General features: G+C 58.5%; 11 protein-coding genes. 1 reads left to right on the top strand and 10 read right to left on the bottom strand.

What is annotated here, in order from left to right; all coding sequences use genetic code 11:
• The first annotated feature begins 175 nt into the window (after nt 1-175).
• Nucleotides 176-2,212 (top strand): DNA primase, encoded by a 2,037-nt coding sequence (gene dnaG, locus BQ5379_RS07230; RefSeq protein WP_071134815.1) that lies wholly within the window; start codon nt 176-178, stop codon nt 2,210-2,212.
• A 763-nt stretch (nt 2,213-2,975) separates the two neighbouring features.
• Here the strand turns inward: dnaG and glgP are convergent.
• From glgP to BQ5379_RS07180, 10 genes are all read right to left on the bottom strand, one after another.
• Nucleotides 2,976-7,256, bottom strand: coding sequence for an alpha-glucan family phosphorylase (gene glgP, locus BQ5379_RS07225; RefSeq protein ID WP_071134814.1), 4,281 nt, complete (start codon nt 7,254-7,256; stop codon nt 2,976-2,978).
• Nucleotides 7,257-7,530: 274 nt separating this feature from the next.
• Nucleotides 7,531-7,911 (bottom strand): YraN family protein, encoded by a 381-nt coding sequence (locus BQ5379_RS07220; protein WP_071134813.1) that lies wholly within the window; start codon nt 7,909-7,911, stop codon nt 7,531-7,533.
• A 172-nt stretch (nt 7,912-8,083) separates the two neighbouring features.
• Nucleotides 8,084-8,839: a biotin--[acetyl-CoA-carboxylase] ligase gene (locus BQ5379_RS07215; RefSeq protein ID WP_071134812.1), complete on the bottom strand. Its 756-nt coding sequence runs from the start codon at nt 8,837-8,839 to the stop codon at nt 8,084-8,086.
• Nucleotides 8,840-8,850: 11 nt separating this feature from the next.
• Nucleotides 8,851-9,630: an acetylglutamate kinase gene (gene argB / locus BQ5379_RS07210; protein WP_071134811.1), complete on the bottom strand. Its 780-nt coding sequence runs from the start codon at nt 9,628-9,630 to the stop codon at nt 8,851-8,853.
• 56 nt (nt 9,631-9,686) lie between these two features.
• Entirely contained in the window at nt 9,687-10,577 is an 891-nt protein-coding gene (gene rfbD, locus BQ5379_RS07205; RefSeq protein ID WP_071134810.1) for a dTDP-4-dehydrorhamnose reductase, read from the bottom strand.
• Nucleotides 10,578-10,690: 113 nt separating this feature from the next.
• The gene (locus tag BQ5379_RS07200) at nt 10,691-12,004 is read right to left on the bottom strand and encodes a Gfo/Idh/MocA family protein (RefSeq protein ID WP_071134809.1); all 1,314 of its coding nucleotides are present in this window, start codon (nt 12,002-12,004) and stop codon (nt 10,691-10,693) included.
• A gap of 18 nt (nt 12,005-12,022) precedes the next feature.
• Nucleotides 12,023-13,081 (bottom strand): dTDP-glucose 4,6-dehydratase, encoded by a 1,059-nt coding sequence (gene rfbB / locus BQ5379_RS07195; protein ID WP_071135583.1) that lies wholly within the window; start codon nt 13,079-13,081, stop codon nt 12,023-12,025.
• A 207-nt stretch (nt 13,082-13,288) separates the two neighbouring features.
• Nucleotides 13,289-13,702 carry a large-conductance mechanosensitive channel protein MscL gene (gene mscL / locus BQ5379_RS07190; protein WP_071134808.1) on the bottom strand — a complete coding sequence of 138 codons (414 nt, stop codon included), beginning with the start codon at nt 13,700-13,702 and terminating at the stop codon, nt 13,289-13,291.
• A gap of 138 nt (nt 13,703-13,840) precedes the next feature.
• Nucleotides 13,841-14,416: a hypothetical protein gene (locus BQ5379_RS07185; RefSeq protein ID WP_071134807.1), complete on the bottom strand. Its 576-nt coding sequence runs from the start codon at nt 14,414-14,416 to the stop codon at nt 13,841-13,843.
• A gap of 81 nt (nt 14,417-14,497) precedes the next feature.
• Nucleotides 14,498-15,478: a DUF4435 domain-containing protein gene (locus BQ5379_RS07180; protein ID WP_071134806.1), complete on the bottom strand. Its 981-nt coding sequence runs from the start codon at nt 15,476-15,478 to the stop codon at nt 14,498-14,500.
• Nucleotides 15,479-15,537: the final 59 nt, after the last annotated feature.

Raw genomic sequence — 15,537 nt, 5'->3', positions numbered from 1 at the left:
CCCACTCCACCGGTTCGCTACGGGGAACAGCCCCCCCCTTCGCCCCGCATGATCCGCCGCCGGCACTCCACACTGTCTTGCATAGCAGAGCTTGAAGGTGGCGAGGAACGCTTCACCACCCACTTTCAGAAAAGAGCCTCCACAGAGCGAAGAAAAAAGCGTACATTTGTGGGTTATGATCGACCGCCAGACCGTAGATCGCATTTTCGCCGCCGCCGACATCGTAGAGGTGGTCAGCGACTTCGTGACGCTCAAGAAAAAGGGCGTCAACTACCAGGCGTGCTGTCCGTTCCACAACGAAAAGACCCCTTCGTTCGTCGTCTCTCCGTCGAAAGGGCTTTACAAATGCTTCGGCTGCGGAAAGGGAGGCAACGCCATCAGCTTCGTGATGGAACACGAAGGGCTGAGCTACGTCGAAGCGCTCAAATGGGTGGCCAAGAAATACGGTATCGAAGTTCACGAAAAGGAACAAACTCCGGAAGAGCGGCAGCGTAACGACGACCGCGAGAGCATGATGGTCGTCACCTCGTGGGCCAACCAATACTTCATCGAACAACTCAAAAGCCCCGAAGGGGCCAGCATCGGCATCGGTTACTTCCGCGAACGCGGTTTCACGGACGCCACCATCGCCAAATTCCAGCTCGGCTACTGTCCCGCCAAGGGCGACGCCATGACCCAGGCCGCGCTGGCCGAAGGCTATCAGGAGCAGTTCCTCACGGGCACGGGGCTGACCATCAAACGTGAGGCCGCCAACGGCGGCGGATACTACGACCGTTTCTGCGGCCGGGTAATGTTTCCCGTCCACTCGCTGTCGGGCCGCGTGATCGCCTTCGGCGGCCGCACCCTGCGCACCGACAAAAAGGTAGCCAAATACCTCAATTCGCCCGAAAGCGAAATCTACCACAAAAGCAACACCCTCTACGGCATCTATTTCGCCAAAAAGGCCATCACGCAGTTCAACCGCTGCATCCTGGTCGAGGGCTACACCGACGTGCTGCAGATGCACCAGTCGGGGGTCGAGAACGTCGTGGCCTCGTCCGGCACGTCGCTCACCGTCGAGCAGATCAAGCTCATCAAACGTTTCACGAAAAACGTGACCGTGATCTACGACGGCGACGCGGCCGGCATCAAGGCGTCGATGCGGGGGATCGACATGATCCTGCGCGAGGGGCTCACCGTACGGTGCGTACTGCTGCCCGACGGCGAAGACCCCGACTCCTTCGCCAAGTCCCACAACGCCACCGAACTGCAGGCCTATATCGAACAGCACGAGGAGGATTTCATCTCGTTCAAGACCCGCATTCTGCTGGGCGACGCGGCCGAAGACCCCATCAAGCGGGCCGAGGTGATTACGAGCGTCGTGGAGTCGATCGCGACCATTCCGGAGGCCATCACCCGCTCGGTATTCGTGCGGGAGTGCGCCCAGAAGCTCGAAATCGACGAAGACATCCTGATCCGCGAAGTGGCCAAAAAGCGGGTGACGATGATCGACGGCCAACCGGGCCGCGAAGCGGTACAGAACGCCCAGCGCAAGGAGCAGTTCCTGCGCCGCCACGAGAGCGATCCGAATGCCGCGCCTACCTACACGCCGGCAGCTCCGATCACCGAACCGGCTGCCCCGATCGACCTGGCCCCGAAGCTGAGCTTCGCCGAACAGGGGCTGAACCGCGAATTGGACCAGTTGGAACGCGAACTGGTGGGGTACCTGCTCAAGTACGGGGGCGAGAATTTCGATTTCGAGATGTCACCGACCGAGATCGTGTCGCTGAGCGTGGCCGAGACCATTATCGGCGACTTGGAGATGGACCGCATCGAGATGCACAATCCGCTGTGCCGCCAGATCTACGAAGAGTACGTCCAGGAATACCGCACGCACGGGGCTCCGCCGGCCAACCACTTCATCAACCACCCCTCGCCGGAGGTGGCGGCGCTGGCCGTCGACCTGCTGACCGAAGAGGAGACCTACGCCCCGAGCCGCATGTGGGAACGCTACGAGATCCGCGTATCGACCGAACGCGAACGGCTGGGCGAGGCCATCCCGAAGGCCATCACGATCTACAAGTCGAAGGTCGTCAGTTCGATCATCACATCGCTCCAGAAGCAGCTGCTGGGCATCACCACCATGGAAGACGCTCAGGAGATCATGCAACGGCTGAATGCCCTGAACGAGCTTCGCAAGGAGATCTACGACAAGTATATGCGCACGGTCTAAAGGCGCTGTGCGCCGACCTTCGCCTGTCCCCGGGCGGGAGGTAATCCCGCTTGTCAAACCGGGATTATCCTTTTTCCGGTTTGGCGATACGAGTCTGGCCGTATTCCGGGTTTGCCTGTTCCGGTTCGTTGCCGTTCCCAGTCTGTTGTTTTTCCGCGTTCCAGTTCATCGCCGCTCCGATGTGCCCATGTTCCGGTCTTATATCGCCTCACTAGGTACCCCCTCCTTTCTAACTCGCTTTCGTCCACATCACACCCCTACCAGCCCGCCATATTCAGCACAATCGGGCCCCGTTCGACACCATTCCGTCACATTCAGAGCCGCACACCACTCTGCAGATTCGACCCCGTTACCTCTCTTTCCTCCCTGATGGTCCTTGCCGGGTGCCCCACACTGCGTCGCCCTGACCTGCCCTGCAATCTTCCACACACGTTCCGGCAACACCCCGACCGCAGGATTCTACCCCATTCAACGCCCTTTTCTTTAACGAAAGCAGGAGATACCGAACAATCCCTACCCTGGTCGATTTGGCAAAAGAAAACGACCCCAATCGAGGCATTTCCGATCAACCAGCTATCCACAACACGGAGCCATTTTCCCCAATAGATTCATACGAAAGGCTCCACCCGGCTACGCCATCATGCAAAAAGAGGTTTTCCCGCCCATTGCATAAGCGGAAAAACCTCTTGAAAATTCACAGGTACTCAAGTCCGGGATTACGCGAGCCGCAACATCGGCCCCCGATCATCCCGCCTCGGACAGATTATACCCACTTGACGAGCGCGAAGTCCATGCGGTGCGGCAGTTTGGGATTCTTGGCGTAAACCCGGATCGCCACGTCGTACGAACCTGCGTTTTCGGGGGTGGAGTTGAGTCGGAAGGTGGCCACGTGGCCCTCGACCTGCACCAGCTCGAACTGGAAGGTATTGCGCAGGGTGATCTTACCCTTGTTCTGACCGTCGTCCGTAATCTGGTCGGCAACCAGCACTTCAACACCCACGTCTTCGGGTTTCAAGTCGCCGAGATCGAGCGTTACCTCCAGGTTATAGTGCTCGCCGAGCTTGATGGCCGTATGTCCGACGTCGTACTGTTTGAAGCCCAGCACCTGGATCTTGTCCCACGAGCGGCTTACGCGGCGTTTCCAGGCGGCAATTTCGCGGGCTTCGGCAAAGTCGTCGGCCACCATCTTCTGATGACGGGTGTAGAGCTTCGAGTAGAAGCGGTCTTCGTAGTCCTGCATCATGCGGTTGGTGGTGAACTGCGAAGCCACTTCGGCGATACATTTCTTGACCGAAGCGATCCACCGAACGGGCAGGTTGTTTTCGTCACGCTCGTAGTAGAGCGGTGCGATCTGCTCTTCGATAGTGGTGTAAATCAGTTCGGCATCCATTTCGTCCTGGTAACGGGGGTCGTCGAAGGTGCTTTCCATGGGGAGCATCCAGCCGGCACCCTCCTTGTACCCTTCGACCCACCAGCCGTCGAGCACCGAGAAGTGAAGCACGCCGTTCATTACGGCCTTTTCGCCGCTCGTACCGGATGCTTCGAGGGGTCGCGTGGGGGTGTTCATCCACACGTCGACACCCTGCACCATGCGGCGGGCCAGCTCCATGTCGTAATTCTGCAGGAAGATGACTTTTCCGAGGAACTGAGGCATCTTGGAGACTTCGACGATCTTCTTGATCAGATCCTGACCGGCTTTGTCGGCGGGGTGAGCCTTACCGGCAAAGACGAACTGTACGGGACGTTCCGGATTGTTGACAATCTGCTCGAGCCGCTCCATGTTGGTGAAGAGCAGGTGGGCACGTTTGTAGGTGGCGAAACGACGGGCGAAACCGATGGTGAGGACGTCGTTCTTGAGCGATTCCTGGATCTGGACGATCTGGCGGGGCGAGTCGTAACGGCACTGACCGGGATCGGCCACGCGCGAACGGATCTTCTTCATCAGACGCTCCTTCAAGTAGAGACGGGTATCCCACAGCACGCGGTCGTCGATGTTGTAGATCTTCTCCCAGTTTTCCTTCGAGTAGTCACCCTTGCGGAACGATTCACCGAAGGTATTGTAGTAGAGCTCCTTGAGTTTGGTAGCGGCCCAGGTGGGGAAGTGCACGCCGTTGGTAACGTAACCGATGTGGAGTTCGCCGGGCAGGTAACCGGGCCAGATGTTTTTCAGGATCTCCTTGCTGACTTCGCCGTGCAACCAGCTCACACCGTTCACCTCCTGCGACATGTTGGAGGCGAGAACGCTCATCGAGAACTTCTCGTTCGGATCCTTGGGGTTGGTCTTGCCGAGGTTGATGAACTGCTCCCAGGTGATCTTCAGACGGTCCGGATAGTGGGACATGTACTGACGGATCATATCTTCGGGGAAGGCGTCGTGGCCGGCCGGAACGGGCGTGTGGGTGGTAAATACGGAGGAGGAACGGACGCACTCCATGGCTTCGGAGAAGCTCAGGTCGTACTTGCTGATGAGGTTGTGTACGCGTTCCAGTCCGATGAAGGCGGCGTGGCCTTCGTTGCAGTGGTAGATGTCGGATTCGATGCCGAGGGTGTTCAGCAGACGGATACCGCCGATACCGAGCAGGAACTCCTGTTTGAGTCGGTTGTCCCAGTCACCGCCGTAGAGGTGGTGGGTAATGCTGCGGTCTTCGGGTTGGTTCAGGTCGTGGTCGGTGTCCATCAGGTAGAGCTGGGTGCGACCGACGTCACAACGCCAGATACGGGCAATCACCTTCCGGCCGGGGAAGTTGACGGTAACGGTTACCCAGTTGCCCTGCGCGTCACGAACGGGCGAGATGGGCAGTTTGAAGAAGTCCTGCGGTTCGTAGCTGGCTTCCTGGTATCCGGCGGCCGAGAGGCGCTGGGTGAAGTAGCCGTAGCGATAGAGCAGCCCGACGGCGGTCATCGGCACGTTTTTGTCGCTGGACTCCTTGAGGTAGTCGCCGGCCAGGATACCCAGACCTCCGGAGTAGATTTTCAGGGTATGGTGCAGGCCGTATTCCATCGAGAAGTAGGCGATTTTGGGTCGCGCGTCGACGGCCTTGGCCGCCATGTACTTCTGGAATTCGGCATAGACGGCGTCCATGCGGCCGAGAAACTCCTGATTTTCGGAGAGTTCGCGGAGTTTCGTCAGGTTCAGACTGTCGATCAGGTCGATGGGGTTCCGATCCACTTTGTTCCACAGCTCGGGGTCGATGGATTCGAAGAGTTGCCGAGCGGGATCGTACCAGGACCACCAGAGGTTTTTGGTCAGCTCTTCGAGGGGTTTGAGCCGCTCGGGAACCGAACTTTCGACCATCATGCGGGTCCAGTTGGGTTTGCTGTCGATAACGAGTTGTTGTAGCACGTAATTGAGTTGTTCGTGAGTATTACCGCCGTCATTGGCCATTCGGTTGCAACGGCGAATGGAGCTTTCCACGGCAAGGTGGTAAAGGTCGATGTAGTAATCGTAGAGGTTGGACCACAGAGCGGTATGCGATATGTTCCGGGCCGATTCGCGATGGCTGAGCATCTCCTGGTCGGTCATGTTGGCATACCCGATGAGGGTTTGGGCAATGGTGGCCACCACTTCAGGGCTGTTGGTATCGTCGCGGTGGACGACGGTGACACCCAGATGGTTGCCTTCGGCATGCTGTTCGACCCAGAGGCCGAAACCGGCCAGGTCGGTCGTAACGGTGGGCACCGAGAAGGCGATGCTTTCGAGCGGCGTATAACCCCACGGCTCGTAGTAGGAGGGGAAGACGGTGACGTCCATCCCGACCAGCATCTCGTAGTAGATTTTGTTGAAGATGCCGTCGTCACCGTTCAGGTAGCACGGGACGAATACGGTATGCACGCGGTTGCCCTGACCGAGCAGGCCACGGGCGCGGAGGTGGTTCACCACGGGGTCGTTGTCGGCGTCGCCCAGGTAGTGCGTGGTGTTCAGCGCGCCGGCATGGTCCATGCCGCATTCGTTCTGGCCGGCCAAGACGCATTGCAGGTCGCGGCGGGCACCATGATTCCAGCACGGAACCATAATATAGGCAAGGATGTCGCGCTGGAGCTTGTCGTTATTGTTGAGTTCGCCGAGCGAGTCGATAAATTCGTCGATCCCCTTGTTTTTGAACTCGTAGCGGCCACCGATCGAAACAATCAGCGGGTCGTTCTGGAGTTCGATACCGAGGGTGGCTTCGGCCACGCGGACCATCAGATTCCGGGCCTCGCGGCGTTTGGTTTCGGCCTCATCGCCCTGCCATACGAAGGTGTCGGCAAAACCGTTGGGGGTCACCACCGACACGTCGGCATCGAGCAGCGCCTTGCATTCCCGTTTGGTGATGTCGCTGACGGTCGAGAAGGCGTCGAGATTGTGGGCGGCGACCTTTTCGATCGAGTGTTTGGCCACGACTCCGAACTGGCGGGCCATGTCGTCGCCGTTGAAGCCATCGAGACCGCTGTACAGGGGGAGCCCGTTACCGGCAATGGAGCGTCCGACGACGGTGGCGTGGGTCGTGAAGACGGTTGCTACCGAGGGACGTTCCTTGCGGAGGTAGAGTCCGCCGCTGGCGGTCATCCATTCGTGGAAGTGAGCGACGGCGTGTTTCCCGGGTTCGTTGTAGTATTTGGTATAGCTTTCGATCACTTTACCGGCGGCGTAACCGAACAGGACGGGTTCCACGTAGTCCCACTGGCCGCTGATGGAGTCGACCTTGTAATCCTCCCACAGTTTGGCCAGAATGTCGTTTTTCTGTCCCATGATGGCCGAGAAGTTGACCAGCATGGCGATCGGGGTGCCGACCACGTTTTTCCACCGGCCGACCCGCACGCGCAGGCCTTCGGCAGCGATGATCTGTCGCCACGATTTCAACAGATTCGGATCTTCCTGGAATTCGGGATTTTCGCTTTCGCTGGTCAGATCGGGACCAATCACGATATAGTGGTCGTCACCAAAGTGCTCGATTGCGGTCTGAGCCTTGGTACCCACGACGGTATGGATACCGCCGACTTTGTTGCAGACTTCCCAACTTACTTCGAACAGCATGTTGGGGGTACACCTTGTATTTTCGCTCATATCATTGGATTTGAGTTATGGTCTTATCCGAGAGATGCCGAACGGGTCCGACAGCACCCACCGACGGAGCGCAATTCGGCACCACAAAGGTAACATTTTTAATGATTTACTTACATCGCCCCGATCTTTTCAGACAAAATTCAACGATTCGGCGATACCGTATTTCGTACGGGGAGGAGCTTTCCCGGAGCAAAGCGCGATTTTCAGAAAAGGTACACTGGAAAAAGCAGAGAACAGCGTTCAGCGAAAGACCGAGAGAGGAGAAAAGTTCCGCCTAACGGGCAATATCCGAATAGTAGCGGATGCGGGGTGTCGAGAGGGGCTGAAGGAGGACAGCCGCCAGATCGATCGAGATTTCGACGTTCAGCGCGTGAAGATCGAGGTATCGTTCGGCAGCCTGAAGCATGCGGCGGACCTTGGCCGGGGTGACGGCCGATTCGGGCGAACAGTCGCCGGTTGCGGCTCCGCTGCGGGTCTTGACCTCGACAAAGTGCCAGCGGCCGTCGGGCGAAGAGGCTATCAAATCGATGTCCGTACGAAGCCCACGCGGGGCCGGATCGCGCCATCGCCGGGCAACGATACGCCACCCCTGCGACACGAGATAGTCGGCCACCGCATTTTCGCCGTTCAGACCGGTTTCGAGATGTTCTGCCATAGTCTATTTCTTTCGGAACCGCCTAACACCGTTTCGGGAGACGGAATCGGGTTGGCAGGAGTCGAGCGGAGATACGGGTCCACTCCACCGAGCCGCCACCCCTCCTGCCTTACCCTGCCGGCTTCACTGTTCGCCAGGTTCACTGCTTGCTGGGCTCACTGCTACCGGGCCGCTAAAAGAGCGGCTCCACCTCTTTGAACCAGTAGCGGCGTTCGGTGCCGTCCGCCAGACGGAGGGTCAACTCGCCGCTGTGGGGGTCGACCCCAGCGATACGGGCCTCGAACAGCTCGCCGGAAGCGCTTTCCCGGTAAGGATAAGGGGAGCCGTCGCCGCGCCAAAGACGGGCCATGAAATCGGCATGCAAGTCGTTCTGCGGCTGCTCGTAGCGCCACTCGAACGCACGGAAGAAGGCCTGCAACAACTCCTCGGGCGACGGGACGTCACCCGGCAGCGACAGGCGGTCCCACTCGTTCGCGAGCGACGTGGGATTGGGCAGCGACGGATCGAACGACCGCTGCCGCACGTTGATTCCGATGCCGATTACGGAACGGCTGAGGTACTCGCTGTGGAGGGCATGTTCGATCAGCATGCCGCCGATCTTCCGGTCGCCGACATAGAGGTCGTTGGGCCACTTGATCCGACAGGCCACACCGCCGTCGGAAACGGCGCGAATGGCGTCACTGGCAGCCAGGGCAGCCATCTCGCTGATGCGGAACTGCTGTTCGACCAGAATATGGGTCGGTTCTATGGCCAGCGAGAAGGTCAGGTTCCGGCCGGCTTCGCTCACCCAGCGGTTGCCGCGCTGACCGCGTCCGGCAGTCTGCAGACGAGCGGTCACAACGGAACCGTGGGGATAAGCCGCAGAATCGTGCATGGCCACGTCGTTGGTCGAGGTCACCTCGTCGAACGGGAAAATCCGAAATTCCATGCGGTTACGGGCTATTTACAGAGGGTCGTTCCGCCGTAGCCGGGCTGGGTCAGGTTTTCTGCCGCACAGATCACGACGCTCGACACGCCGGAACGGATCGCCTTGAAAGCGTTGTCCAGCTTGGGAAGCATCCCGTCGGCAACGATGCCTTCGGCCTTGAGCTCTTCGTACAGGGCGGGATCGATACGTTCGATCACGGAGTTTTCGTCATCGACATTGCGCAACACGCCGCGTTTCTCGAAGCAGTAGACCAGTTCGACGGGATAGCGGGCTGCCAGACCGACGGCAACGGTTTGCGCCACAGTGTCGGCATTGGTATTGAGCAGCGCGCCGCTCACGGGTTCGTAGGTGATGGGGGCCACGATGGGAACCAGACCGCTGTCGATCAGGGCCGTGGCGGTGTCGAGATTGAACCGCTCGGGATCGCCCACAAAACCGTAGTCGATGGGGGTTGCGGCCCGTTTGCGGGACTGGATGAGGCTGCCGTCGGCACCGCACAGACCGAGAGCGTTGCACCCCTGGTGCTGGAGGCTGGCCACGATGTTTTTGTTGATCAGCCCGGCATAGACCATTGTCACGATGCGGAGGGTTTCGGCATCCGTCACGCGCCGGCCGTCGATCATGCGAGCCTCGATGCCGAGCCCCTTGGAGATGGCCGTAGCGACCTTTCCGCCGCCATGGATCAGCACCTTGGGACCCTCGAGCGAGGCAAAATCACGCAGGAACTGCTGTAACTTTTCGGGATTGTCGACGACATTGCCGCCGATCTTGATAACTTTAATGCTCTGCATATATGCTGTTCTTGTTTTCGTTCTGCGAGGAGGCTGCGGGAGCCCGTAATAGCCGTTTAGAGAGCCTCGATGCAACGGGCGAGACTCTCCCGCCAATCGGGCACTTCGACGCCGAAAGCGGCCTTGATTTTGGCCTTCGACAGCACGGACCAGGCGGGACGTTCGGCCGGCGTAGGGTATTCGGCAGTCGTGATGGGACGCACGGTGCAGGCACGCCCGCCCAGACGCATCGTCTCCGAGGCCAGGTCGTACCAGGTGGCCACCCCGTCGTCGGTGTAATGATAGAGGCCGAAAAGAGGCGCTGCCTCTTCGGCCGGGAGTTCGTCCACGCGGGCCACCATCCGCATAAGGGCGGCAGCCAAATCAGCCGCATAGGTGGGCGTACCCCACTGGTCGGCCACCACGCCGAGTTCCGAACGCTCGGCCCCCAGCCGCAGCATGGTCTTCACGAAATTGTTGCCATAGGTGCTGTAGAGCCACGCCGTACGCACCACAAAACTGCGCCCGTAGGCCAGTGCGGCCTGTTCGCCGCGGAGTTTGGTCGCTCCGTAGACGGAACGCGGCCCCGTGGGGTCGGTTTCGCTCCACGGACGGCGGTCTTCGGGCATCCGACCGTCAAAAACGTAGTCGGTCGATACCTGTACGAAACCGGCTCCGACAGCCGAAGCGCCAGCTACCAGATTGGCGACGGCTCCGGCGTTCAACAGTTCGGCCCGGTCGGCATCCGATTCTGCCCGGTCGACCGCGGTGTAGGCGGCGGCATTGATAATCCAGTCGGGACGCTGCTCCTCCATGAAGGCGCCAACCGCAGCACGGTCGGTGATGTCGAGTTCGGCGACATCGGTAAATACAAAACGGTATCGGGTGGCGTATGTGCCGCTGCGGTCAATCGCCCGCAGTTCGTTTCCCAGCTGCCCGTTGGCGCCGGTCACTACGATTTTTTTCATATCTCTGGGTCTGTTTGGCCGTTTGTCCGCCCCTTTTTTACTCCGAAACAGCGCGCGAGAAATCTCCACACGGTCCCCGGGAAAATGCAAAAAACGGGTCAAAAACGGCGGAATTACCGCATATCGTCGGTCGGGTCGTTCTCCAGAAAGGCAATGCGGTAGGCCTCCATGGAGTGCCGGATATCGCACAGCGGCCAGCGGGGTTCCGCTCCGCTCTGCTGCATGGCATGGACACCGTTCAAAAAGTCTTCGACAATGGCATAGTCGGCTCCGGCATGACCGGGAGCGTCGGCCAGGGCGGCAAAATGCCACTCCTGCCGGGCCTGATCGGAGGGCAGACCGGCCGTGGGATAGCTCTGAAACCGAATGGTATGTTCGTCGCCCCACAGTTCGCCTTTGGAACCCATGACGTGAATCCGGCGTCCTTCGACTCCGGTCACGCCGTTCACCGCCAGGGTGACGGAGACTCCGTCGGCCAGCGCAATCTGCACGGACTGATGGTCCCACACGTCGTTGTCGCCGACCCGATAGACACAACGGCCATAGCTCGTATCGCGCAGCACGCGGCGGATATCGCCGTCGCCGAAGCCGTCGGGCAGGTCGAAGTGGCGCAGCCACTTCCGCCGCCTCAGATAGAGTTCCACGGCCGAAAAGGGACACTCACGCTCCATCGGACACTCCAGACACCGTTCGGCTCCGCCGTTGGCCTCCGGAGCCCGTTCGGGCCGGAAAAGGGAGAGGCTGCCGGTGGTCTGCACCCGGGTGGCGGTGGAACCGGTCAGCCATACCAGATAGTCAATGTCGTGGCAGCATTTCGAGACGAGCAGGGTGTTGCTGGCCTCCCGATTGCGCCACAAACCGCGCACAAAGGCGTGGGTCATGCGGTCGAGACCGATATTCTCGGCATAGGAGATGCTGACGATCCGACCGATGCGTGACGTATCGCGGGCCAACTCGCGGAACTTCACAAAAAAGGGGTGGTACCGCAACGGGTGGCAGATGCCGACGATGCGGTTGCGCTGGCGGGCGACGCGGGCAATGTCGAGACACTCCCGGTAGCTTTGCGCGATGGGTTTCTCCAGCAACACGTGGTAGCCCCGCTCCTGCAGAGCCGACAGGGCAATCCCGTAGTGCTGGTGGTCGGGCGTGGTCACGATGGCGGCCTGAACGCCCTGTAAATCGGTCCGAACGGCCGAAGCGGCCAAGTAGGCTTCCCAGTCGGCAAATCCGGCCTCAGGCGGAAGCCCAAAGGCGGTCAGAGCGGCCGTGCGGCGAATCGGATTGGGTTCGACAATGGCGACGACGCGACAACCGGGACGGGCCGTGGCTACGGCCGTGCGGCGCAGATAGTCGGCATAGGTCCGCGCGCGGTTGCCGTAACCGACCATCACGATCTGCAATGCCTCTCCTTCGGTCATCGTCTCCATCGCTCCTCTTCCTCCAGTCTACCGGTTGCCGTACATCTCTTCGTAATAACGCTCGTAAGCACCACTGGTGATGTTGTCGAGCCACTCCTGGTTGTCGAGGTACCAGCGGATGGTCTTCTCGATCCCCTCTTCGAACTGCAGCGAGGGTTCCCAGCCGAGTTCCTTGTGGAGTTTGGTGGAGTCGATGGCGTAACGTTTGTCGTGTCCGGCACGGTCCTGCACGTAGGTAATCAGTTTTTCGCTGGTGCCGGCGGGACGTCCCAGTAGACGATCAGCGGTGGCGATCATCACCCGAATCAGGTCGATATTACGCCACTCGTTGAAACCGCCGATGTTGTAGGTCTCCCCGACGCGCCCGCTGTGGAAAATAGTATCGATGGCACGGGCATGGTCCACCACGTACAACCAGTCGCGCACGTTCTCGCCGGTGCCGTACACGGGCAGGGGCTTGTTGTGACGGATGTTGTTGATGAAAAGCGGAATGAGCTTTTCGGGGAACTGGTTGGGGCCGTAGTTGTTCGAGCAGTTGGAGATCACGACGGGCAGCCCGTAGGTGTTGTGGAATGCGCGTACAAAGTGGTCGCTCGAGGCTTTCGAGGCCGAATAGGGCGACTGCGGATCGTAGGGCGTCGTCTCCACAAAGAAGGTTCCGGGTTCGTGCAGCGACCCGTACACTTCGTCAGTGCTGACGTGGTAGAAGAGTTTGCCTCCCATCGCTCCGTCCCACGCCTCGCGTGCGGCCTGCAACAGCGAGAGGGTGCCGAGCACGTTGGTGTTGGCAAACGCAAAAGGATCCCGGATCGAACGGTCGACATGGCTTTCGGCAGCCAGGTGGATCACGCCGTCGATCTGACATTCGGCAAAGATCCGCCGCATGTGCTCGATGTCACAGATGTCCCCCTTGATGAAGTGGTAGTTGGGACACGAAGCGGCAACATCTTTCAGGTTTTCGAGGTTCCCGGCGTAGGTCAGTTTATCGAGGTTGTAGATCTGGTAGTCCGGGTATTTCTGACAGAAGAGGCGCACAACGTGCGACCCGATAAAACCGGCTCCTCCGGTAATCAACAGATTTCTCATGGTCTTGTGGTTCCCCATTTGAATTAATTCGCTGAGCGAAGGTATTTCTTTTTTATCTTTTTTGCTAAGTGTTGCGATCAGTCCCATATTTTTCCTTGAAATTCTTTACAGTCGGCAGAAGGGAGACATCTCCTCCATCCATTGACAGCATATCCTCCACACTCCCTAGCCGCTATTGTGATAATTATCTGACACACTCGGAGGACTCTATTTTTTCTCTTTCAGCAGGTCCCGGATTTCGGTCAGCAGCAGCTCCTCTTTGGAGGGTTTTTCGGCTTCTGCTTTTTCTGCCGCGGTTTCCGCCTTGGACTTGACGGCATTGATGCATTTAATCAGCGCAAAGATCGACGCCGCAATAATCAGAAAATCGATAACGGTCTGAATAAACTTGCCGTATGAGATCACCACGGCCGGCGTATCCTCCGTAGCGGCCTTGATGGTAACGGCCAGATTCGAAAAATCGACCCCTCCGAGCAAAACACCGATCGGAGGCATCACGATGTCGCTGACCAGCGAGCTGACGATTTTCCCGAAAGCCGCACCGATAATGATCCCGACCGCCATATCGACGACATTGCCGCGCATGGCGAACTTTTTGAACTCAGATACCCATTTTTTCATATCCAAATCATGTTTAACAGCTTTCAATACCGAGCATATCCCTTTTCTATCGGGAGGCCCGAAAAATCCTCAGAAAACGCTACCTGCACGCAAACAGTCCCGATTCGCCCCCGTACGCCATCCTAACCGGAGAAAGAGCTACTGCACATGCCAGGAGCCGCGCGCGCGGACAAACGTCCGCCGATCCTTGTAGCTACGCCCCTGCTGGAAGCCCTTGTATTCGCCGAAAGGAGTAATGTCGCGCTCTTCGAATACGTAGGTACATTCGATCACTTTGTTTTCGGTCACCGTCCGGAACTCCTCGATGCGGACCGGCACCATACGACAAACCTGCACATACGCTTCTTCGTCGGTCGCACGCCGTTTGTCCGACATCGCCAGGCCCTTCTGGGTCAGCTGCACGTCGATCACCGTCCGCCACGTATTGCGGTCGGACTGTTTGACCTCCAGCAGACCGGCATCGATCAGCGAACCGTAATGTTTGCGGATATATTCATCGCTGTTTTTGTGATTGTCGCCGGTCAGCACCTGCTCACCGACACGGATCGGCGCAAAGTACGGCACCTGGAATTCAGGTTGCTCGACGATGCTGATCAACGCCTCTTCCGGTGTGAGTTCCTTCGAACACGACACCATCACCCCCAGCGAGAAAGCCACTCCGCACACGACCCGCACACACCGTCCTACGCGACGGAAACCGTTATATTTCGACATTTGATCTCAATTTAAAAAACGACCGGCCCGTCCCCATGGGTACGAACCAGTCGCCAAGATAACGATTTTTAGCGAGATTTCTCAATCTCCGAGCATTCGGACAATATCGCCGTGCAGTTTGGCAAAAAGCGGACACGAACGGTATCCGGTATTGATTTTGAGCAGTTCGTCCACGTCCGAGAGCACATTGTTGTACGAGCTGAGCTCGTTGTTGAGCGGCAGGCCCTGGCGCGAGCTGCCCATAATCTGTCTGACGGCCAGTTTCCGCAGCGCGTTGCACACCGTGCCGACCACCACCGAGACCACGTTGTCCATCAGCGTATGGCCCTGCATGTAGAGGTGCGTCTCTTCGGGGACGACTCCGCGTTCCTTGAGGTAGGCCTCGAATTTTTCGACTTCGGACAGCCAGCGCTGGTGTTTGGTTCGGAGAAATTTCAGTCGTTTGGCGACCTGTTTTTCGAGCCACACGAGCGTATCCTCGCCGTTTTCCTCCACATTGATAAAGTTGATCTTAACCGTATTCCGGAAGTCGGCCAGCGTGAAGATGGTGGGTCGATCGACCCGTGCCGCAAAGGCATACCAGACGAACACGGGATAGATAATGCGCGAATACTCACGCATAAACTCCTCGAAATCAAACAGGTGCACATCCTTTTTCGTAGCCCGCACACAGACCGAGTGCAGCGACGGCGGATAGCAGAGGTAGTTTTCGATGGCATAGGTGTAGGTTTGCAGCAGGAAAGGGGTATGGTTAACCATCCGGGACTGCGACGAGAGATCACCGAAGAGATAATCGAAATCCGAATCGACGCAGAGGATCAGGTTCCGACCGGCCTGGGGTGCAAACTGAAGCACAACCTTTTTCCCTTTGGCGAGGTCGTTGCGGGCGGGCGTCGAAATTTCGAACCGTCGGTCGGGTGTTTCGAACTCGTCGAAGATGGCACGCCAGAAGGGGATATCGTCGTACCCTTCTACATAGACCATCACGCGGTTCCGTTTCTGCAGCGCAGACGTCGCCTCGAAATACTCCGACGTAATATTTTGTACCAGTCTTCTCCCCATAATGTTCCACGTGAAACAATTTCAATTCAACTTGCACAGCCAACTGCCGTTACACCCCT

The sequence above is a fragment of the Millionella massiliensis genome, from assembly GCF_900104655.1.
Lineage (GTDB): Bacteria > Bacteroidota > Bacteroidia > Bacteroidales > Rikenellaceae > Rikenella > Rikenella massiliensis.
Note: the sequence above shows the minus strand (reverse complement) of the source record. Positions and strands in the feature narration are given on the sequence as shown.